This is a genomic window from Sphingomonas sp. QA11 (assembly GCF_028473665.1).
Classification (GTDB): domain Bacteria; phylum Pseudomonadota; class Alphaproteobacteria; order Sphingomonadales; family Sphingomonadaceae; genus Sphingomonas; species Sphingomonas phytovorans.
Window position 1 is genome coordinate 2527715 of the sequence record NZ_CP098774.1, and the last position, 19322, is coordinate 2547036.

Below are 19322 nucleotides of genomic sequence, written 5' to 3' on the forward strand. Positions count from 1 at the left end.
CGCCGTAGCGATTCGGGGCATCCGCCCCTGAAGCCGAGCGGGAGATGTGGACATGGCGCTTATCGATCTGATCCGGAAACTGTTCGGCCGCTCCCCCGCCCCGTCACAACCCGCGCCGTTCATTCCCGAAGCGCTCGCAGCACCTGAAGAGATTGCCGAAACCGTAACGGAGCCGGGGGAGGCCACTGAGCCGGAGGCCGCAACGGAACCCGAAGCGGCGGATGCAGGGAAGACAGCGGAACCGGAAGTGACGGCCGCCTCCGAAGTACCGGTCGAGCCGGATACCCTGCAACGCTCCGCCGCACGACGGGACGATTTCTGGGCGGGGGTTGGCAATGTCGAGGGTGACGTGCTCACCCATCTCGTCAGCCCGGGCCTGACGGGCGGTCCGGCATGGCCGACCACGCGCCAGGCGTACCGTGTCATCCGCCGCGCCGGCGGGTCGATCGTGATCGCGACCGACGGCCTGTCCGATCCGTTCGACCACGGCGGCGACACCAACGGCTTCAATCTCGAACTGTTCGTTGAAAGCGCAGACCTGCCCGCCGACGTGGCGGGGGAGCCGGGCGACGTGACCCCACTCGCGCGGAGCTGGATACTCGAACTGCTTCAGAATGTCGCCGGAACGGTTGCGGGTGCCGGCGGGATCGAAGGGCAGCTTGAGCATTATGGCACGCTGTCGATGGAGGTGCCCGGCGTTTCCTTGTCCCATGCGATCAAGGATCAGCTGCCGGAAGGTTTCGTCACCGCCGACGACGCAATCGGGATCCTGATCGGTGGGCCGGCGCCCGATTTCGCCGCCGTGATCGAAGACATGCCGCTCTCACCCGTGCGCATCGTGCCGGTCGTGCTGCTCACCGCCGCTGAACTGGGCGAGATTCGCGCCGGCGACGAAGAGACGCGCGAGGCAATCGTGGCGCGGCTCGCGGCGATGCCAAGCAACCATCGAAGCGACATCGGTCGTCCGTCGATCGTGTGACGTGCCGGTGGATTGCCGGCGCAACCGTCGCTAAGCGCTTAGCCAATGAACCGCGCCTCGCACTCCTTCTCACCCGCCTCCTGCCCTCGACTGATCGTCAAGGTCGGCTCAGCGCTGCTCGTGGCGCCGGACGGGACGGTCCGGCGGGAATGGCTGACCGGCCTCGTCGCCGACATCGCTGCACGGGTAAAGGCCGGCCAGGAGATTGCGGTGGTCTCATCCGGCGCGATCGCGCTTGGCGCGCGCCGGCTGAAATTGCCCAAGGGCGGCCGCGCCAGCCTTGAGGATGCGCAGGCCGCGGCGGCTACCGGCCAGATCGCGCTGAGCCAGGTATGGGCCGAACTGCTCGCGGCCGAAGGGCTGACGGCCGCGCAGATCCTCATCACCCTCGACGACCTCGAGGACCGCCGCCGCTATCTCAACGCCGCCGCCACGCTCAGCCGGTTGCTGGCGCTCGGTGTCGTGCCTGTCATCAACGAAAATGACAGTGTCGCGACCGAGGAGATCCGTTTCGGCGACAATGACCGGCTCGCCGCCCGCGTCGGCCAGGCAGCGGGCGCGCAGGGCGTGATCCTCCTGTCGGATGTCGACGGCCTGTACGATTCCAACCCGACCACCAATCCCGGGGCGACCATGATAGATCGTGTCGAACGGATTGATGCGACGATCGAGGCGATGGCGGACGGCGGCTCCGGTTCCGGCATGGGATCGGGCGGCATGGTATCGAAGATCGCGGCCGCACGGATCGCCACGGCTGCCGGTGCGCACCTCGCCATCGTTTCAGGGCACATACCGCACCCTCTCTCCGCCTTCGCCGATAGCGGCCGCGGCACCATATTCGTCGCGGAAAAAACCGCTCCCGCGCGGAAAGCATGGCTGGCGGGTGGCCTGACCGCCAAGGGCGAGATTTATATCGATGCGGGCGCGATGAAGGCGTTGCTCGGCGGCAAGAGCCTTCTCGCCGCCGGTGCCGTCCGGGTCAGCGGCACGTTCCGGCGCGGCGACCTCGTCGCGATCTGCGGCCCGGACGGAAAACCGGTGGCGCGCGGACTTGCCGAATATGATACGCCCGACGCGGAGAAGATCATCGGTCGCCGCAGCGACGCCCTCGCCGCGATCCTTGGCTATGCGCCCCGCGCCGCGCTGGTTCATCGCAACCACATGGCGCTGCTGTGAGCCAGATCGCGATCACCGGCGGCACGGGCTTTGTCGGCAGGAAACTGATCGAACTGGCGGTGAAGGCCGGCCACGAGGTCAGTGCTCTCACACGCCGTCCCCAGCCCGACATCCCGCGCGTCACCTGGATATCGGGTGCGCTCGACACCCCGATCGCGCTGACCAGTCTCGTGCGGGGCGCCGACGCGGTGATCCATGTCGCCGGCGTGGTGAACGCACTGGACCGCGAAGGTTTTGCCGCCGGCAACATCGCCGGCACCCAGGCGGTGGTCGATGCGGCGACCAACGCAGGTGCCCGGCGCTTCATCCATGTTTCCTCGCTCGCCGCCCGCGAGCCGGACCTGTCGAACTATGGGTGGTCGAAGGCAGGCGCCGAGCAAATCGTCGAGGCCTCGGCGCTTGACTGGACGATCGTGCGCCCGACCGGGGTCTATGGCCCCGGTGACATGGAGATGCGCGACATGTTCCGCCTGGCTAAGGTCGGCCTTGCCCTGCTGCCACCGCCGGGCAAAATTTCGGTGGTCGAGGTCGGCGATCTTGCCCGCTTGCTGCTCATCCTGGTCTCGACCGATCCGGGCCGGGTCATCCTGGAGGCGGACGACGGTGTCGAGGGGGGATGGACCCATGACGCCTTCGCCCGCGCGATCGGTGCGGCGGTCGGCCAGCGGGTGCTGCCCCTCGCCTTGCCGAGGGCGTTGCTGTCTCTCGCGGCGAAGGGCGACCGGCTCTTTCGCGGCAGCGAGGCAAAGCTCACCGCCGACCGTGTCGGCTATCTCTGTCATCCCGACTGGACGATCGATCCCGTCCGTCGGCCCGCCCCCTCCTTGTGGCGGGCCGAGGTGCCGACTCCTCGGGGTCTCGCCGCCACCGCCGCGTGGTATCGGTCGAACGGGCTGCTCTGATTCACTGAATACGGTCGCGACCCGAACCAATCTGCGCCGCGGGTCACTGCAATGATCCAGACGCCGAACGTCGCGCATTTGCCAATCATTCGCCGCAATCGCTAGGCAGGGCGAGCAGCGTTTCCTAAGGATATTCGATGACCGACCGCGCACAAGTTTTCGACACCGTCACCGGCCTGATCGAACCTTTCAACAAGAAGGGCGTCTCGCTCAGCGATGCGACTACCTTCCAGGGCGACCTGGAGTGGGACAGCCTGACCGTGATGGATTTCGTCGCCGCGATCGAGGACGAGTTCGAGATCATCATCACGATGAACATGCAGGCCGAGATCGAGACGGTCGGCCAGCTCGTCGATGCGGTGATGAAGCTGAAAGGCTGAACCGATGACAGATTCTGCCCAGACCGCCGACGCCCTGCCGATCGATCCGCCAACGATCGCGCCGGAGCGCGACCTGTTCACCAAGTTCGATCCGCTGATCGCCGAGCGCCAGGCGCTGCTCGACACCGGCGTGCGCGATCCGTTCGCGATCGTGATGGACGAGGTGAAGTCGCCGACCATCGCCATGATCAAGGGCAAGGAGACGATCCTGCTCGGCACCTATAATTATATGGGCATGACGTTCGATCCCGACGTCATCCAGGCGGGCAAGGATGCGCTCGACCAGTACGGATCGGGCACCAACGGCAGCCGCGTGTTCAACGGCACTTTCCGCGACCATGCCGATGTCGAGGTGGCGCTGCGCGAATTCTACGGCACCACCGGCGCGATCGTCTTCTCGACCGGATACCAGGCCAATCTCGGCATGATTTCCGCCCTCGCCGGCAAGGGCGAGTATATCATCCTCGACGCCGACAGCCATGCCTCGATCTATGACGGCTGCGCGATGGGCAATGCCGAGGTCGTTCGCTTCCGCCACAATTCGGTCGAGGATCTCGACAAGCGCCTGGCCCGCCTGCCGGCTGAACCGGGCAAGCTGGTGGTGCTCGAAGGCGTCTATTCGATGATGGGCGACGTCGCGCCGTTGAAGGAGATGGTCGCCGTCGCCAAGAAGCACGGCGCCATGGTGCTGGTCGACGAGGCGCATTCGATGGGCTTTTTCGGCCCGCACGGCCGCGGCGTCTATGAAGACCAGGGGCTTGAGGATCAGGTCGACTTCGTTGTCGGCACCTTCTCCAAATCGGTCGGCACGGTCGGCGGCTTCTGTGTCTCGAACCATCCGAAGTTCGAGATCATGCGCTTCGTCAGCCGCCCCTATATCTTCACGGCCTCGCTACCGCCCTCGGTCGTCGCGACCGCCGCGACCTCGATCCGCAAGCTGATGTACGCCCATAACAAGCGCGCCCATCTCTGGGAGAACAGCAAGCGCCTGCACGGCGGCCTGACCGAGATGGGCTTCAGGCTCGGCACCGCGACGCCGGAATCGGCGATCGTCGCGGTGATCCTGGAGGATCAGACCCAGGCAGTCGCGATGTGGCAGGCCCTCCTCGAAGGCGGCCTCTATGTGAACATGGCGCGCCCGCCCGCGACCCCGGCCGGCACCTATCTCCTCCGCTGCTCGGTCTGTGCCGAGCACAGCGCCGACCAGATCGAAACCATCATCGAGATGTTCCGCACGGCGGGACGAGCCACCGGCGCGATCGGCTGAGCGGAAAAAAGGGCGGCTTTTCAGCGGTCGCGCTTGCGGGTAGAATCCCTGCCGATGAGCGGGAATGAAGGCGAGGCCGTAGCTCCCGGAGAGCCTGGAGGCGCCTGGCGCACCATCATGCTTGTCGTGATGGCGCTGCTGGGTGCGCTGGTGCTTGTCGCCCTGATGCTGACGTTGAACAACGCCAACGCTCAGCGCGACCGGGCGCTCCGCCTCCAGACTCACAGCTTCGAGGTGATGATCCTGGCCCGGACGCTGTCGGGCACGATCTCCGGCTCCGAGGCATCGCTTGGCCGCTACGTCATCAGCGGCGACAAGCTGCTCGGACGGCGCTTCTACGACGAATGGCGTGTGGCCGGACAGCAGATCACCAAGCTCGACCGGGTGACCGACGACAATCCCGAACAGCAGAAACTGACCGACGATCTTCGCCGTGCCTATGAGGTACGCGGCAGGGAATTGTCGCTGATCGCGCTCAGCACCAACTACCACAAGAATGACCAGGCACTCGCTCGCTACTATCAGGCACGCGAAGCCGCCTCGCTCGGCGAGATCAACCGCCTGCTCGACCAGATCATCGCTCATGAACGCTCCCTGCTCGATATGCGCAGCGGCGAAGCATTGAGATCGGTCGCGCAATCGACCGGCGTCGCGCGGGTGCTGGGTGCCTTCGGCATCCTCATCGTACTGGGTGCGATCGTGCTTGGCTGGATGACGGTGCGCGCGCTGGGCGAACGCGCCGTGGCGAATGCGGAGGCGGAGGCCGAACGCCAGCGCGCCGAGGACCTGGAGGCCGCGGTCGCCAAGGCGACAGCCGAACTGCTCGAAAAGGAAGCGCGACTCCGCCAGGTCCAGAAGATGGAGGCAGTCGGCCAGCTTACCGGTGGTATCGCCCATGATTTCAACAATATGCTGGCCGTTGTGCTTGGCGGACTTGAACTGGCGCGGCGCAATGTCGGCGACGCCGAGCAAGCCAGGCGCCATATCGACAATGCCACTGAAGGCGCCAATCGCGCGGCCGTGCTGACCCGTCGCCTGCTCGCTTTCTCCCGCGAAGAAGCGCTGAAGCTGGAGCCGATCGAGCCGGGCACGCTGGTGGCCGGCATGTCCGACCTGCTCGACCGGACCCTGGGCGACGCCATCACCGTTGTCGCACACGATGCCGGGTCGGGCTGGCAGATCCGTGCCGATCGCTACCAGCTCGAAAATGTTATCCTGAACCTGGCGGTCAATGCGCGCGACGCGATGGAAGGGCGCGGCCAACTGACGATTACGACTGAATGTACCACGCTGACCGCGGGCGAGATCGGCACCTGTCCCAGCGGCGACTATGTCACGATCGCGGTGACCGATACCGGCTGCGGTATGACGCCCGAGGTCCTGGAGCGGGTGTTCGAACCGTTCTTCACGACCAAGCCGGTCGGCCAGGGCACCGGCCTGGGCCTGAGCCAGATCTTCGCCTTCGTTCGGCAGGCCGATGGCGAGATCGGTATCGTGTCCGAGCCGGGCCAGGGCACGACCGTAACGCTCTATCTGCCGCGCCATGTCGGCGGCGGCGCCAATGTAGCGCGGCAGGAAGAGCAACCGGTAGCCGGCATATCCGCTGCACTGGACATCCTGGTGGTGGAGGACGACCCCCGGGTGCTCACCTCGACCATGGCGGCGCTGGCCGAGTTGGGCCATCGTCCCCTCGCCTGCGACAACCCTCTCCTCGCGCGCTCCCTGCTCGGTCGGATGGGCAGCATCGACCTGATCGTCTCCGACGTGCTGATGCCGCAACAGACGGGACCGGAGATGATCGCCATGCTGTCGGATGGCTACGCCCATGTCGCGGTGCTGTACGTCACCGGCTATGCCGGCGATGCGAACGAGACGGCGTTCGGCGGGCATCAGGTGCTGCGCAAGCCGTTCACCATCGCCGCGCTCGAGCACGCCATCGCCGCCGCCATGGCCGCGCCGCGCGGCGCCGAACCAAACAGTATCGCAGCAGAGTGATTTGGTAGCTGACGCCGCCCCCCTCCCCCGATATAGCCGCTCGACCGGGCAGTCTCATCCTGCCCTTTCGCAAAGGCTGCCGCCGCTAGCTCCATGAAATCCATCGACCGCTACATGGCCCGGCTGATCGCGGTGCCGCTGTTCTCGACCCTCATCATCTCCGCGATGCTGCTGGTGCTCGATCGCATGCTGAAACTGTTCGATTTCGTCGCCACCGAAGGCGGCCCGGTCAACGTCGTCTGGAAGATGCTGGCCAACCTGCTGCCCGAATATCTCGGGCTCGGCATTCCGATCGGCCTGATGCTGGGCATCCTGCTCGCTTTCCGCAAGCTCGCCACCACATCGGAACTCGATGTGCTTCGCGCGGTCGGGATGAGCTATACGCGGCTCCTTCGCGTACCATACATGTTCGCCATCGGGCTCGCCGCGGTAAACCTCGCCATTGTTGGCTTCGTTCAGCCCGACGCGCGGTATGCCTATGAGAAATTGCGGTTCGAACTGCGCACCGGTGCCCTTGGGGCGTCGATCAAGGTGGGCGAGTTCACCCATTTCGGCGACAAGATGACCATCCGTATCGAACAGAGCCGCGAACAGGGCCGCAAGCTTTCGGGCATCTTCGTGCACATGGTCGACAAGAAGGGCGGCGATTACGCGGTCACGGCTGACCACGGCCAGTTCTTCGCGACGGATAATCCGGACGAGATCGTCTTCCGGCTGACCAACGGCACGCTGGTACGCAACGAACCTGGCGTCGCGCTTCCCCGCGTGCTGACCTTCAGCCTGCACGACCTGCCGATCGCCCTGCCCAAATACGAGAATTTCCGCCAGCGCGAGGGCCGTTACGAACTGACCTTGCCTGAGCTTGCGCGGATCGGCGGCAACAGCAATTCGTCCGAGGAACTGCGGGACACCAGCCGCGCCGCGTTCCATTTCCGCATCGTCGAGGTGGCGACGATGTTCCTGCTGCCCCTGCTCGCCCTGTCGCTGGGCGTGCCGCCCAAGCGATCGACCTCGGCGCTGGGCGTATTCCTCTCGATCGTGATGATCGTGACCTATCACAAGGTGAACGAATATGCCCGGGACATCGGCGGCATGGGCAAGGTCGATCCGTTGATCGCCCTGTGGAGTCCTTTCATCGTCTTCTCCGTGCTGATTTTCTGGATGTACTACACGATCGCCTATGTGCCCGGCGGCCAGCCGATCGGCACACTCGAACGGTTCTTCTCCAAGGGCGCAAAGATGGTCGGCCGCTGGTTGCCCGGCGCGCGTCCGAAACAGGATGAGGCCGAGGAGGCCACGGCATGATCGCGCTGCAGCTTTTCCCTTCGCGTACCGTGTCGCTGTACATGGGCCGGATGTTCCTGGTGCGGACCTTCGCGATCCTCGCGGCGCTGGTGCTGGTGCTCCAGGCGCTCGATCTGCTCAGCGAATCCGGTCGGATCCTTGCCTATGCGGGCAATGGCGACGCTGAAATCTGGCGCTATGTCGGGCTGCGCACACCGGAGATCATCGCACGCTTCCTGCCCTTCTCCGTGCTGCTCGGCACGATCATCACCTTGACGACGATGAACCAGAACAGCGAGATCGTCGCGCTGAAGGCATCCGGTCTCTCCGCCCATCAGGTGCTGGCGCCGCTCATCGTCGCCAGCCTGGGCGTCGCGGTCATCTCCTTCACCTTCAACGATCGAATCGTGGCGCGCGCGACCGCAACGCTGGATCAGTGGCAAAAGGCGGAATATGCCCCGGTGCCGATCGATCGCGGGGATCGGTCGAACGTATGGGTGCGCGATGGCGACGATCTGATCGAGGTCGGCCAGATCAAGGGTCGTGGCGACGCCGCAATCCTCCGCAACATCACGCTGTACGATCGCGAAGGCGGAAACCTGATCGGCGTCGTCAGCGCACCGAACGGCAAGCGGGATGGCGATGGCTGGCGGATCGGGCCCGCCAGCCGCTTCGACGTGAAGACCGGCAAGACGGCCCCGCTCGGCGCGGTCGCGGTCGCCAGGGGCGTACGCCCCGACCAGTTCACCCTTGCCACCGTCGACCCCGACGGCCTTTCGTTCGGCGCGCTTCAATCGGCGATCTCGGACCTATCCGATGCTGGCCGCCCGACCAAGGCGCTCGAGGGGTCCTTGTGGCACAAATTGTCGGGACCGCTGTCTTCGGTACTGATGCCGCTGCTGGGCGCGGTGGCGGCCTTCGGTCTGGCCCGATCGGGCCGTCTGTTCATTCGCGCGGTGATCGGCATGGCGCTTGGCTTCGCCTATTTCGTGGCCGACAATTTCGCGCTGGCGATGGGTAATCTGGGCGCCTACCCGCCCTTCCTCGCCGCCTGGGCGCCGTTCCTGCTGTTCTTCCTGATCGGCGAAGCAGTCCTGGTCCGCACCGAGGAATGATCGATCACGCGGCGCGGCGGCCCATCGTGCTGCGCACCAGGCGATCGACCAGGCCCGGCAGACCCGGATAGCTCGCCTTGTGATAGGGCGACTGCTCGTCCACCGCAGCGGACAGGCGGCGATGCGCCTCCGCCAGGGCATGATAGGGCACGCCCGGCAGCAGGTGGTGCAGGGCGTGATAGCGCAGGCCGACCGGCGCCCACAGCACTGGCAACAGGGCCGGCGGCGGCACATTGACGCTGTCGAGATACTGCGCGGTGACGGTCATCGGCTCGCCTTCATTCTCCCACAGATGCGCGACCAGCGTCCGCACCTGGTTGAGGATGGCGACCCCGGACGTGATCACCAGGAAGATCAGCAGGGCACGCAGCGGAATAACGCCCGTCGCGGTCAGCGTCAGCAGCGCGATCGCCCATAGGCTGGTCGCGGCTTCCATCCGGCGCCAGTGCGTCTTGAACGCTCCCTCCGGCGGACGACGGCGGAAGGACGGGTTGATCGACAGGCTCGAATAACGCTCGTCGAGCACCCTGCGCATCCCGGGGAACAGCAAGGACAAGGGTGCCAGCACCGCGAAGCGCAGCAGCAGCGCAACCGGCGCGAGCAGCGAGGTGACGACGAACAGCGGCAGCGTCCAGGGCTTCATCAGCGCGAGCGGCAGATATTCGGGGTCCTCCACCGTGCCATAGCGCGTGCGTGCGTGGTGGAGATTGTGCACGCCCTCATACATGAAGGACGGCACCATCATCGGAATGCCGGCGATCAGGTTCCAGCCGAGACGGAAGCCGGGCAGCGCCGAATGCTTGATATGGGTGATCTCGTGGATGAAGCTGTCGGCACGGTACAGCGCAAGGATCGCCACGACGCCCGCCACAAGCGCCCAGCCGGTCGAGGGGGCGAGAATCGCCCCCGCCAGCGCCGCATAGCCGACCACAGCCGAAAGAATCAGATCGATCCAGTAGATGATGGGCTTTGGCGCATTCAGGTCGCGCGTCAGCTCCGCGGCGGTGCGCAGCATCGCCTTGTCATCGGCGATACGCTCCCGCGCGGTCCGCAGGACGGTGCTCGGGGTCGACGCGGTCTCGCGCCGATCGAAGGCAAGCGATGTGTTCATGGTTCCCGGCATTGCCGAAAGATAGTGGCTATATGGTGGCAGCAACAGGGTATGCCGTTAGCCTAGATGGCCCCGCGACGCTTGACAGGAGTGCGCTTGACAGGTTGGTCAGCAGGCGGGAGTGCGCATCACCCTACCAGAGAGGCTCGTCGTCTTGGATACCACGCACTCGCTTTCGATCCGACCGATCAGCAGCAAGGCCGATCGCAAGAAATTCGTCGACCTGCCCTTCCGGCTCTACAAGGACGATCCCAACTGGGTACCGCCGTTGAAGAGCGAGGCGCTCGGCCTGATCACACCGGAAAAGAATGGCTGGTTCAGCCATGCCGAGGCGCAGTTGTTCCTGGCGGAGCGCGGCGGGCGCGTCGTCGGTCGCATCTCGGCCCATATCGACACGCTCGCGCTGACCATGCCGGCCGAACAGGGCTTCGGGCCAGGCTGCGGCCAGTTCGGCCTGTTCGATGCGGAGGATGCCAATACCGCCCAGGCACTGATCAACGCGGCCGAAGGCTGGCTGCGCAACAAGGGCATGGCCAAGGTGCTCGGGCCGATCAGCATGTCGATCTGGGAAGAGCCGGGCCTGCTGATCCAGGGCTATGATCATGCACCGACGATCATGATGGGCCATGCCAAACCTGAATATCGCGGCTGGATCGAGGGCGCTGGCTATACCCATGCCAAGACGCTCTACACCTATGACCTCGATATCACGCAGGAATTCCCGCCGATCGTGAAGCGGATCATCCAGTCGGGCGAGAAGAACCCCCGCATCCGTATACGCGAAGTCGACAAGACGAAGTTCGACGAGGAAGCAGCGGTCATCCTCGCCATCCTGAACGATGCCTGGTCGGACAATTGGGGCTTCGTCCCCCTCACCCCGCCGGAAATCGCCGACGTCGGCGTGAAGCTGAAGCCGATCGTGTTCAACGACCTGATCCGCATCGCCGAACTCGACGGCCGGCCGGTCGCCTTCATGATCACGCTTCCCGACCTGAATGAGGCGATCAAGCCGCTCAACGGCAATCTCCTCCCGTTCGGCTGGGCCAAACTGCTGTTGTGGCTGCGCAAGCCCAAGGTACGCACCATGCGCGTGCCGTTGATGGGGGTGCTGAAGGAACTGCAATCATCGCGCATGGCAAGCCAACTCGCCTTCATGATGATCGAATATATCCGCAAGGCGGCGGTGGCCAATTACGGGTCGGCTCGCGGCGAGATCGGCTGGGTGCTCGACGACAATCAGGGCATGAACGCCATCGCCGAGACGATCCAGAGCAAGATCAACAAGACTTACGAGATCTACCAGAAGGCGCTGTGATCCCGGGGGCTCGCGGCGGCTCACCCAGGAGCCGCCGCGCAAGGTCCCTCACTTGGCGGTCGGGTCGAAGCCAAGCGCCAGCCATTCAGTCCGCGTGCGGCAGATCTTCTTGGGCACGCGCGAACCGGTAGCGGCCTCGACCACGCAGAATTTCTTCTTCGACGCAGCCGCATCGGCGGACGCATTCGTGGTGGTGTCGGGCCGTCCGTCAGCAGCCTGGGCCATGACGGGGATGGTCACCAGCGCCACAAGGCCAGCAGCAGCAAGGATCTTGAAGGTCATGATGGGGTCTCTCCGGTTATGCGGATCAACACCGATTGCTCCGCATCTGTGTTACTGCATTAGTCATGCCAAACAGTAGAATCCTTTGATTTCAACTGCTTTGCGGAAGCTGCGAGTGTCCCGCCGTCGCTAGGTTGACCGATATCGGGTAGTTCACGCCGATTGTTGGGAAATGTCACCGCGCTTTCAGAAGCGGTGTGAAACCCCGGCGTACAGTTCGGCATCGGGCGCATCGCGATTGAGGCCGACCGCCGTGCCGATATCCAGTTGCCAGTCGCCGCGACGCATCCAGGCGACCGATACGGACGCAAGCGACTGTGTGGTACGGCCTGACGGGTCCTCGTCCCGAAGTTCCTGAAACTCGATCGTGCCGTTGACCGTGTCGCTGATCCCCACGCCAAGGCCGACCGTCCCGCTGACCGCGAAGTGGCGCCCCACGCCATCCTGATTCACGGCGGCATCGGCCTCGGGCGTGAATTGCAGGCTCAGCTTGCGTCCGAGATCGACGCTGAGCGGCACCATTACCCCGGCGCCCCAATCACCCGCACCGATCGGCGCGCGTCCCACCGGAATTGTGACGAAGGGTTCAACGGCCACCGAGAAACCGCTGCCGTCAGGGTGATGGAGATTGGCCTTTAAACCCAGCAGCGCGTCCCCCGCCCGATCGGCGCTCTCGACGCCGCCGGAACTCTTGTCGCGGGTCCGGCTGTGGCCGAACGAGGTCAAGCCGACCTCGGCCTCGATCGAATCGGTCAGGCCGACCCGCACCAATATATCCCCGATCAGGATCGTATCGGTGCGTGACTCTGCCGTATCCGCGCGTGTCCAGTCGGCCAGTCCGACTTCGACCGAGACATGCCCCGGGGCGATCGTACAGGGAGGCGTGTCAAGTCCGGGACGCGCCGGGCAATAATCACGATCCTCGGCATAGGCAGCACCCGGAAGCAACAGAAGCGCCGCTGCCAGCCGCTTCATGCGGGCCCTGTCCCGAGACCGACCTCAAGAGGGCCGGAAGCCATTTGCTACCGCAACCGCACCCAGGTGGGGGCATGGTCGCTCGCCTTTTCCCGGCCGCGATATTCCTTGTCGACGCCGGCATCGGCCAGCCGGTCGGCCGCCATCGGGCTCAGCAGCAGGTGATCGATCCGGAAGCCCGCGTCGCGCTGCCAGGCGCCGGCCTGATAGTCCCAGAAGGTCCACACCCCACCCTTGGGGTGGCGGGTGCGCAATGCGTCGGTCCAGCCCTGCGCGACCAACCCGCGATAGCCCGACCGGCTCTCCGGCTGCATCAGCGCATCATCAGCCATCGCGCGGACGGAGAAGGTGTCGTCGTCATTCGGAATGACGTTGTAGTCGCCGGCTAGCACTACCGGCTTCTCCTCGGCGAGCAGCGCGCGCGCGCGATCGGACAGCCGTTCGATCCATTTGAGCTTATAGTCGAATTTCGGGCCCGGCTGGGGATTGCCGTTGGGCAGATAGATCGACGCGATCACCACCCCGTCGACCTCGGCCTCAAGGTATCGGCTATGCTCGTCATCCGGATCGCCGGCAAGCCCGCGCTGCCGCTCGACCGGGTCGGCGCCCCTGGCAAGAACCGCGACACCGTTGAAGCCCTTCTGCCCGTGCCACACCGTGCCATAGCCGGCCGCGCGGATGTCAGCCTCGGGGAAAGTCTCGTCGCTAGATTTCAGCTCCTGCAGGCACACCACGTCGGGCGCCTGCTCGGCGAGATACTCAAGCAGGCGCGGCAGGCGCGCCTTGATGCCGTTGACGTTGTAAGTGACGATTCTCACAAGGTTCAGACCGAGAAACTGGAGCCGCAGCCGCAGCCAGACGCGGCGTTGGGGTTCGTCACCTTGAACGCGGCACCACCCAGATCCTCGACATAATCGACCGCTGAACCGCGCACCAGATCGAGGCTGATCGAATCGACGACCAGCTTCACGCCGTGATTCTCGGCGACCGCGTCATCGTCCTCGACCGAGTCGGCAAAGCCGAACTTGTACTGGAACCCGGAGCATCCCCCGCCATCGACGGAAAGACGAAGGATCGCGGGCTTGCCCTGCTTTTCCGCTATCGTCGCGACGCGGGCGGCGGCTGAATCGGTGAGCGCGATCTCGGGAGCTGTTACGGTGGCCATGACTGGCAGATAGGCGTTCCCGGGATCATCGGCAACCGATGCCCGGGCTTTCACGGATCAGTCGGCGGCGGCCGGACCACCTACCGAAACCTGAGTCGTCTTCAGCGCGCGATCCTGCACCGCGAGCAGATAGTCGGCGGTCTGCAGGAACGGGATCGGGTTCACGGCATGGCCGTCGATGCGGACCTCATAGTGAAGATGCGGGCCGGTCGAACGGCCGGTGGAACCCATCAGGGCGATCAGCTGACCGCGATGCACGCGGGTGAACGGCGCGACGAGGATCTTGGAGAGATGGCCGTAACGGGTTTGGATGCCCTTGCCATGGTTGATCTCGACCATGTTGCCATAACCACCTGCGCGCTCGGCGCGATCGATGATGCCGTCGGCGGTGGCGTAGATCGGCGTTCCCATCGGGCCGGGGATATCCACGCCCGCGTGCATCGCGGCAGTGCCGCGGAACGGGTCGGCGCGGACGCCGTAGTTGCTGGTGAAGGCTAGGCGCTCGACCGGCTGGGCGGAAGGGATCGCGATCACGCCCTGCTCGAGCGAATCGAGCTTCTTCCAGGTCATGAACAGCGAGCGGAACTGCATGTCGGCGCGAAGATCGGCTTCGGCCTCGGCACTGTCGGCGGCCTCGAACGGACCGCCCATCGCGGCCATGCGCGGCGCGAAACGCTCCGGTGCGATGCCCAGCTTGCGAACATGGGCGACCGTCAGCGCGTAACGCTGCTCGGCGGCTTGGCGTGCCTTGACCGCCATCGCAACCTGGCGCTGCTCGACCTTCTTGAGCGGCGCGAGCACATCGGCAGCGATCTTGTCGGCATGGCTGTTCACCGTCGGCGCAACGAGCGTCAGGGAGCGGGGATCGCCCTTGCCCGAGATGACGGCGGAGATCAGCGCCTGGCGCTGCTCAACGCGGGTGGCATGGGCCTTGGCCGCCTGCTTGATGGTTTCGACATCGGCCTGCATCGCGGCGACCTTCGCCTGCATCTGCGCGACCTTGGCTTCGGGCGACAGCGGGGCATCGACGATGCCGCTCATGGCGACCGCACCAACCGCCGCCTGGGCGACGCCGTAGGCGGAAAAGCACAGGGTGATCCCGGCGACGCCGGCCATCAGCGCCTGGGTGCGCCCCCCGACGCTGAAGCGGCGCAAGTCACGACCGTCGTGAAAAATAAAATCCCGGGTGGTGAAGTGCGTCTTCAGCCGCGACACAAACTGCGCGCTCGACGCGATGGAAATTTTGCTCATCAATCCCCGGCGACCATGAATGCGATTGCCGGAAATCCAGCGCCCGCCCCTAAGTGTCCTGGTCGCAGCCCCTCCACGTCCTGGACGTGTCGCAATTGGCCTAATTTTTCAGGAAGGGGCAAGCGCGCCGTAATATTCTAGCGTCAGACCGGCTGAGTCGCGCGCCGAGTCGTTGAACGGCGGCTTAATCATTCCCCGAAAATATCGCTCGACCAGCGACCGCCAGTGCGATTCGGGCGTGAATCCCTTGGCGGCGCAGGCAAATTCGAACCAGACGGTGCCAGCGCGGACATGCCGTATTTCGTCGGTCAGGATGCGCTGGAGCATGCGCGCGCTCGGTTCGTCCTGCGCCGATCTGAAGCGCAGGATCGTCTCCGGCGTCACGTCCAGCCCACGTGCCTCAAGCACCATCGGCACGACCGCGAGACGGGCCATCGGATCATGGGCTGTCGCGGTCGCCGATTCCCACAGGCCGTCATGCGCCGGCATCGCGCCATAGTGACTGCCCAGCATGCGCAACCGCCGGTCGAGCAGCGCGAAATGCATCGCTTCATCCGCGCCGACCCCAATCCAGTCGTCGGTGAAACCGCGCGGAAAATCGCCACCGAACCGTCCGACCATGTCGAAGGCGAGATCGATCGCGACGAATTCGATATGCGCCAGCGCGTGGAGCAGCGCGATCCGCCCGCGTTCCGAGCCGCCCTTGCCGCGCCGGGGCATCTCGTGCGGCGGCAGCAATTCGGGCGAGGCCGGCCGCACCGGGCGATCGGGCATGGCGACGCCGAACTCATGCGTCAGCAGCCCGCGCCGCCACGCCCGCGCCGCCGCCCGGGCGGCACGAATCTTCGCCGCGGGGTCGCCCGTTTCCAGTACGCCCCGCGCCGCCTCCGCGATGCTCGTGCCGATGATCAGTCTAGCTCCTTCAGCGCCTCGAGCACGTCGATCACGTGCCCTGGCACCCGCACGCGCCGCCAGATACGCACCAAGCTGCCCTTCGCATCGAACAAGAAGGTCGACCGGTCGATCCCCATATAGGTCTTGCCGTACAACTGCTTCTGCACCCAGACGTCGAACGCCTCCATGGCACGATTCTGGTCGTCGGTCGCAAGCGGCACGGTCAGGTCGTATTTGTCGATGAACTTCTGATGCTTGGCCGGTGTGTCGCGCGACACGCCGAGAACCTCGACACCCCGTGCCTGGAATTCGGGATAATGCTGGCTGAAATCCTGCGCCTCGCGGGTGCAGCCGGACGTGTCGTCCTTCGGATAGAAATACAGGACGAGCGGCTTGCCGAGATAGTCGCGCAGGTTGATCCTGCCGCCGCTCGGCGTGGTCAGGTCCACGTCCGGAAGCTTGCCGCCCTCTTCGATACCCGCCGCCATCGTCCGTCTCCCGTCATCCCTGCTTTCCGGCACCGGCCACCGCCGCCCAGAAATCGGAAACCTCCTGCCGGGTCGACGCGAACGACGCAACCACCGCCTCCCAATCAGCGACGTCGAGCGCGCGGGCGATCAGGTTGCGGGTGGCCTGCGCCGGGGGCTGCGCGTCGGGCGCGACCAGCCGAAGCGTCACCAGCAGCCGAGTCAGGAACTCCTGCGCGGCGGCGATAGGCGAAGGCGCCAGCCCGGCCGAAACAAGCTCGCGGATCGCGGCGCCGAGATGCGGGTCAAGCCCGGCATGCCGGGTGAGCTGCACGACATGCACCGCGAATTCCAGGTCGACGAGGCCGCCGGGCGACAGCTTGGCGTCAAGCGGCCCTGCCGGCGGCTTGTGCGCCGCCATTTCCGCCCGCATCCCGATCGCATCGGCGACCACGTCGCGCATCGGCCTGTCTCCGCGCAGCACCGCATCGATCACCGCCTGGGTCGCCGCCCGTGCCTCCGCTGAACCGAACACCGGCCGCGCGCGGGTCAGCGCCATATGCTCCCAGGTCCAGGCATCCTCGCGCTGGTAGCGCGCGAACCCGTCGAGAGAGACGACCAGCGGCCCCTGCGTGCCTGAAGGCCGCAGCCGCGTGTCGATGTCGTACAATGGCCCGGAAGCAGTCGGCGCTGACAGCGCACCGCTCACACGCTGCGCGAGGCGGTTATAATAAAGCACTGCACCCAAAGGCTTTTCACCATCGGATTCAGCCATGTAATCGCCGGTAAAAAGATAGATCAGGTCAAGGTCGGAGGCATGAGTCAACGCTCCGCCACCCATCCGCCCCAGCGCCAGGATGACCAGTTCGCTCCCCGGCACCGTGCCATGCTTGAGCGTGAATTCGGCCACCGTCGCTTCGGCGAGCACGACGATCGCCGCCTCCGCCACCCGTGCATAACCAGCCGACACCTCGAGCGGATCGCTGACCCCCGCGACGATCTGCGTGCCAAGCGCGAACCTCTTCTCGCCGACGACGCGCCGGACATGGTCAAGCCGGGCCTGATAGTCGCCGCCTTCACCGCGCATTTCATCGGCGATGGCCGCGACCGATCCGACCGGATCGAGTGCACTGGCATCGATCAGCCCGTCGAACAGTTCGGGCCTGCGCCCCAGCGCCTCGGCAAGGGTCGGGGTATGGCTCAGGATCGCGCCGAGCAGCCGTGCCAGTACTGGCCGCGCTTCGAGCAGGCGGAAGAAATTGATCGCGCTCGACAGTTTCGCCAGCATGACGTCGAGCCGCACGATCGCCCCTTGCGGGTCAGGCGCCCTGGCCAGCGCCTCGATCAGCCCGGGCAGCACCGCCTCGAGCGCTTCGCGTGCCGCGGGGCTGCGCAGCGCCGGATAGGTGCCCCCGCGCCATTGCTCGATCCTGCGCGCCGCCGCAGGCGGATCGGCAAAGCCTGCCGTGCGGAGCTGCTCCTCCAGATGTTCCCCGTCCTGCGACAGCGCGCCTTCATCGTCGGGATCGAGCGAATCATAAGTCCGCGCGGTCGAATCGACATAGGGGCGCAGCAGCTCGAGCAGCGTCGCACTATCGGTGACGCCATGAAGTCGCGCCAGTCCATCGAGCGCCGCCCCGGTCGGCAGGTGGTGCGCCTGCCGGTCATCGACCATCTGGACCCGGTGCTCGATCGTCCTGAACAGGGTATAGGCAGCGGTCATCGCCTCCGCCTCCCCCGCCGCGATCCATCCCGCCTCCGCCAGTCGCGCCAGCGCGTCACGTGTCGCCGGCGCCCGCAGCGACGGATCACGCCCGCCATGGATCAACTGGTGGATCTGCGCGAAGAACTCGATCTCGCGGATTCCGCCACGGCCGCGCTTGAGGTCGAAGCCAGGGCCGAAAACCTGGCCCTGCGCATGATGGTCGCGGATTCGCCGCGAGATGCCCCTGATCTCGCCGATCGCGCCGAAATCGAGCGCACGACGCCAGATGAACGGCCTGATCGTCTCGAGGAAGCGCGCGCCCAGGGCCAGATCCCCGGCCGCTGCCCTGGCTCGGATGAAGGCGGCGCGTTCCCAGGGCAGCGCCAGCGATTCATAATAGGAAATGGCGGCGTCGACCGGCAGTACGATCGGCGTCACTTCGGGTGACGGCCGCAGTCTCAGGTCGACACGCAGGACATAACCATCGCCGTCGCGGGCCTGCAGGATCTCGACCACCCGGCGTCCGATCCTGACCGCGGCCTCCTCCGGCTCCTCGCGCGGCCTGCATGGCAGGGTTTCGGGGTCGAAGAGGAGGATCGGATCGATATCCGACGAATAGTTCAGCTCGTGGCTGCCCTGCTTGCCGAGGGCGATGGCGGCGAAGCCGGCCGGCTGCGCTCCCGGCGTCCGCTCCGCGATCGCCGCGACGATCGCCGTGTCGAGCGCGCGGTCGGCAAAATCGGACAGCGCGGCGGTGACGGCGGTAAGATCATAAGCGCCCGCCAGGTCTCCCGCCGCGACAAGCAACGCCAGCCGCCGCCGCTCCAGCCGCAGCCGGCGCATTACCGGCATATCGGGGTCGTCGATCGGCACGGCCGAAAGTAGTGGCAGCCTCCCCTGCTCAAGCTGGGCCGCGAGCGCCGGCTCGCGATCGAGCAACAACGTCAGAAAGGGCGATTCACCCCGTGCGCGACGCACCGCATCCTTGATCAACTCTTCGGAATACGTGTCAGCCATTCAACAACCATTGACGATCCCGCCAATTAACCCAGTCTCGCA

At 65.6% G+C, this 19322-nt stretch carries 18 protein-coding genes; 9 read left to right on the top strand and 9 right to left on the bottom strand.

Annotation, left to right across the window (positions count from 1 at the left end; genetic code table 11):
* Nucleotides 1-52: 52 nt before the first annotated feature.
* From NDN01_RS11785 to lptG, 8 genes are all read left to right on the top strand, one after another.
* Nucleotides 53-979: a hypothetical protein gene (locus tag NDN01_RS11785; protein WP_272627613.1), complete on the top strand. Its 927-nt coding sequence runs from the start codon at nucleotides 53-55 to the stop codon at nucleotides 977-979.
* A 45-nt stretch (nucleotides 980-1024) separates the two neighbouring features.
* Entirely contained in the window at nucleotides 1025-2155 is a 1131-nt protein-coding gene (proB, locus tag NDN01_RS11790; RefSeq protein WP_272627614.1) for a glutamate 5-kinase, read from the top strand.
* Complete coding sequence (locus tag NDN01_RS11795; protein ID WP_272627616.1) at nucleotides 2152-3057, top strand: NAD-dependent epimerase/dehydratase family protein; 906 nt, start codon at nucleotides 2152-2154, stop codon at nucleotides 3055-3057. The genes proB and NDN01_RS11795 overlap by 4 nt, the downstream gene beginning before the upstream one ends.
* A gap of 137 nt (nucleotides 3058-3194) precedes the next feature.
* Nucleotides 3195-3437: an acyl carrier protein gene (locus tag NDN01_RS11800; protein WP_272627618.1), complete on the top strand. Its 243-nt coding sequence runs from the start codon at nucleotides 3195-3197 to the stop codon at nucleotides 3435-3437.
* A gap of 4 nt (nucleotides 3438-3441) precedes the next feature.
* Nucleotides 3442-4704, top strand: coding sequence for a serine palmitoyltransferase (gene spt / locus NDN01_RS11805; protein WP_272627620.1), 1263 nt, complete (start codon nucleotides 3442-3444; stop codon nucleotides 4702-4704).
* A 54-nt stretch (nucleotides 4705-4758) separates the two neighbouring features.
* Nucleotides 4759-6699, top strand: a complete 1941-nt coding sequence (locus tag NDN01_RS11810; RefSeq protein ID WP_272627622.1) for an ATP-binding protein — start codon at nucleotides 4759-4761, stop codon at nucleotides 6697-6699.
* A 93-nt stretch (nucleotides 6700-6792) separates the two neighbouring features.
* Nucleotides 6793-8004 carry an LPS export ABC transporter permease LptF gene (lptF, locus tag NDN01_RS11815; protein ID WP_272627624.1) on the top strand — a complete coding sequence of 404 codons (1212 nt, stop codon included), beginning with the start codon at nucleotides 6793-6795 and terminating at the stop codon, nucleotides 8002-8004.
* Nucleotides 8001-9098: an LPS export ABC transporter permease LptG gene (gene lptG, locus NDN01_RS11820; protein ID WP_272627625.1), complete on the top strand. Its 1098-nt coding sequence runs from the start codon at nucleotides 8001-8003 to the stop codon at nucleotides 9096-9098. Before lptF ends, lptG begins: the two co-directional genes overlap by 4 nt.
* Nucleotides 9099-9102: 4 nt before the next feature.
* On the opposite strand, the gene NDN01_RS11825 is transcribed toward lptG, so the two are convergent.
* Nucleotides 9103-10209 carry a fatty acid desaturase family protein gene (locus NDN01_RS11825; RefSeq protein WP_272627627.1) on the bottom strand — a complete coding sequence of 369 codons (1107 nt, stop codon included), beginning with the start codon at nucleotides 10207-10209 and terminating at the stop codon, nucleotides 9103-9105.
* A gap of 154 nt (nucleotides 10210-10363) precedes the next feature.
* Here NDN01_RS11825 and NDN01_RS11830 point away from each other — a divergent pair, with 154 nt between their 5' ends.
* Nucleotides 10364-11524, top strand: coding sequence for an N-acetyltransferase (locus NDN01_RS11830; RefSeq protein ID WP_272627628.1), 1161 nt, complete (start codon nucleotides 10364-10366; stop codon nucleotides 11522-11524).
* A 48-nt stretch (nucleotides 11525-11572) separates the two neighbouring features.
* Here the strand turns inward: NDN01_RS11830 and NDN01_RS11835 are convergent, their stop codons facing one another.
* From NDN01_RS11835 to NDN01_RS11870, 8 genes are all read right to left on the bottom strand, one after another.
* Nucleotides 11573-11806, bottom strand: coding sequence for a hypothetical protein (locus NDN01_RS11835; protein WP_272627629.1), 234 nt, complete (start codon nucleotides 11804-11806; stop codon nucleotides 11573-11575).
* Nucleotides 11807-11992: 186 nt separating this feature from the next.
* The gene (locus tag NDN01_RS11840; RefSeq protein ID WP_272627630.1) at nucleotides 11993-12781 is read right to left on the bottom strand and encodes a transporter; all 789 of its coding nucleotides are present in this window, start codon (nucleotides 12779-12781) and stop codon (nucleotides 11993-11995) included.
* A 47-nt stretch (nucleotides 12782-12828) separates the two neighbouring features.
* Nucleotides 12829-13599, bottom strand: a complete 771-nt coding sequence (gene xth, locus NDN01_RS11845; RefSeq protein ID WP_272627632.1) for an exodeoxyribonuclease III — start codon at nucleotides 13597-13599, stop codon at nucleotides 12829-12831.
* Nucleotides 13600-13604: 5 nt separating this feature from the next.
* Nucleotides 13605-13946: an iron-sulfur cluster insertion protein ErpA gene (gene erpA / locus NDN01_RS11850; protein WP_272627635.1), complete on the bottom strand. Its 342-nt coding sequence runs from the start codon at nucleotides 13944-13946 to the stop codon at nucleotides 13605-13607.
* A gap of 57 nt (nucleotides 13947-14003) precedes the next feature.
* Nucleotides 14004-15197 carry a M23 family metallopeptidase gene (locus NDN01_RS11855; RefSeq protein WP_272627637.1) on the bottom strand — a complete coding sequence of 398 codons (1194 nt, stop codon included), beginning with the start codon at nucleotides 15195-15197 and terminating at the stop codon, nucleotides 14004-14006.
* Between the two features lie 108 nt (nucleotides 15198-15305).
* Complete coding sequence (locus NDN01_RS11860; protein ID WP_272628182.1) at nucleotides 15306-16109, bottom strand: ferritin-like domain-containing protein; 804 nt, start codon at nucleotides 16107-16109, stop codon at nucleotides 15306-15308.
* Complete coding sequence (locus NDN01_RS11865; RefSeq protein ID WP_272627639.1) at nucleotides 16106-16579, bottom strand: peroxiredoxin; 474 nt, start codon at nucleotides 16577-16579, stop codon at nucleotides 16106-16108. The genes NDN01_RS11860 and NDN01_RS11865 overlap by 4 nt, the downstream gene beginning before the upstream one ends.
* 13 nt (nucleotides 16580-16592) lie before the next feature.
* A complete protein-coding gene (locus NDN01_RS11870; protein WP_272627641.1) occupies nucleotides 16593-19280 on the bottom strand; it encodes a bifunctional [glutamine synthetase] adenylyltransferase/[glutamine synthetase]-adenylyl-L-tyrosine phosphorylase in 2688 nt (895 codons plus the stop codon).
* Nucleotides 19281-19322: the final 42 nt, after the last annotated feature.

Coding starts and splice junctions, on each gene's coding strand:
- NDN01_RS11800 (WP_272627618.1), top strand. CDS start 3,195: ATGACCGACCGCGCACAAGTTTTCGACACCGTCACCGGCCTGATCGAA.
- NDN01_RS11870 (WP_272627641.1), bottom strand. CDS start 19,280: ATGGCTGACACGTATTCCGAAGAGTTGATCAAGGATGCGGTGCGTCGC.
- erpA (WP_272627635.1), bottom strand. CDS start 13,946: ATGGCCACCGTAACAGCTCCCGAGATCGCGCTCACCGATTCAGCCGCC.
- NDN01_RS11855 (WP_272627637.1), bottom strand. CDS start 15,197: ATGAGCAAAATTTCCATCGCGTCGAGCGCGCAGTTTGTGTCGCGGCTG.
- lptG (WP_272627625.1), top strand. CDS start 8,001: ATGATCGCGCTGCAGCTTTTCCCTTCGCGTACCGTGTCGCTGTACATG.
- NDN01_RS11835 (WP_272627629.1), bottom strand. CDS start 11,806: ATGACCTTCAAGATCCTTGCTGCTGCTGGCCTTGTGGCGCTGGTGACC.
- NDN01_RS11825 (WP_272627627.1), bottom strand. CDS start 10,209: ATGAACACATCGCTTGCCTTCGATCGGCGCGAGACCGCGTCGACCCCG.
- NDN01_RS11810 (WP_272627622.1), top strand. CDS start 4,759: ATGAGCGGGAATGAAGGCGAGGCCGTAGCTCCCGGAGAGCCTGGAGGC.
- proB (WP_272627614.1), top strand. CDS start 1,025: ATGAACCGCGCCTCGCACTCCTTCTCACCCGCCTCCTGCCCTCGACTG.
- NDN01_RS11865 (WP_272627639.1), bottom strand. CDS start 16,579: ATGGCGGCGGGTATCGAAGAGGGCGGCAAGCTTCCGGACGTGGACCTG.
- NDN01_RS11840 (WP_272627630.1), bottom strand. CDS start 12,781: ATGAAGCGGCTGGCAGCGGCGCTTCTGTTGCTTCCGGGTGCTGCCTAT.
- lptF (WP_272627624.1), top strand. CDS start 6,793: ATGAAATCCATCGACCGCTACATGGCCCGGCTGATCGCGGTGCCGCTG.
- NDN01_RS11785 (WP_272627613.1), top strand. CDS start 53: ATGGCGCTTATCGATCTGATCCGGAAACTGTTCGGCCGCTCCCCCGCC.
- spt (WP_272627620.1), top strand. CDS start 3,442: ATGACAGATTCTGCCCAGACCGCCGACGCCCTGCCGATCGATCCGCCA.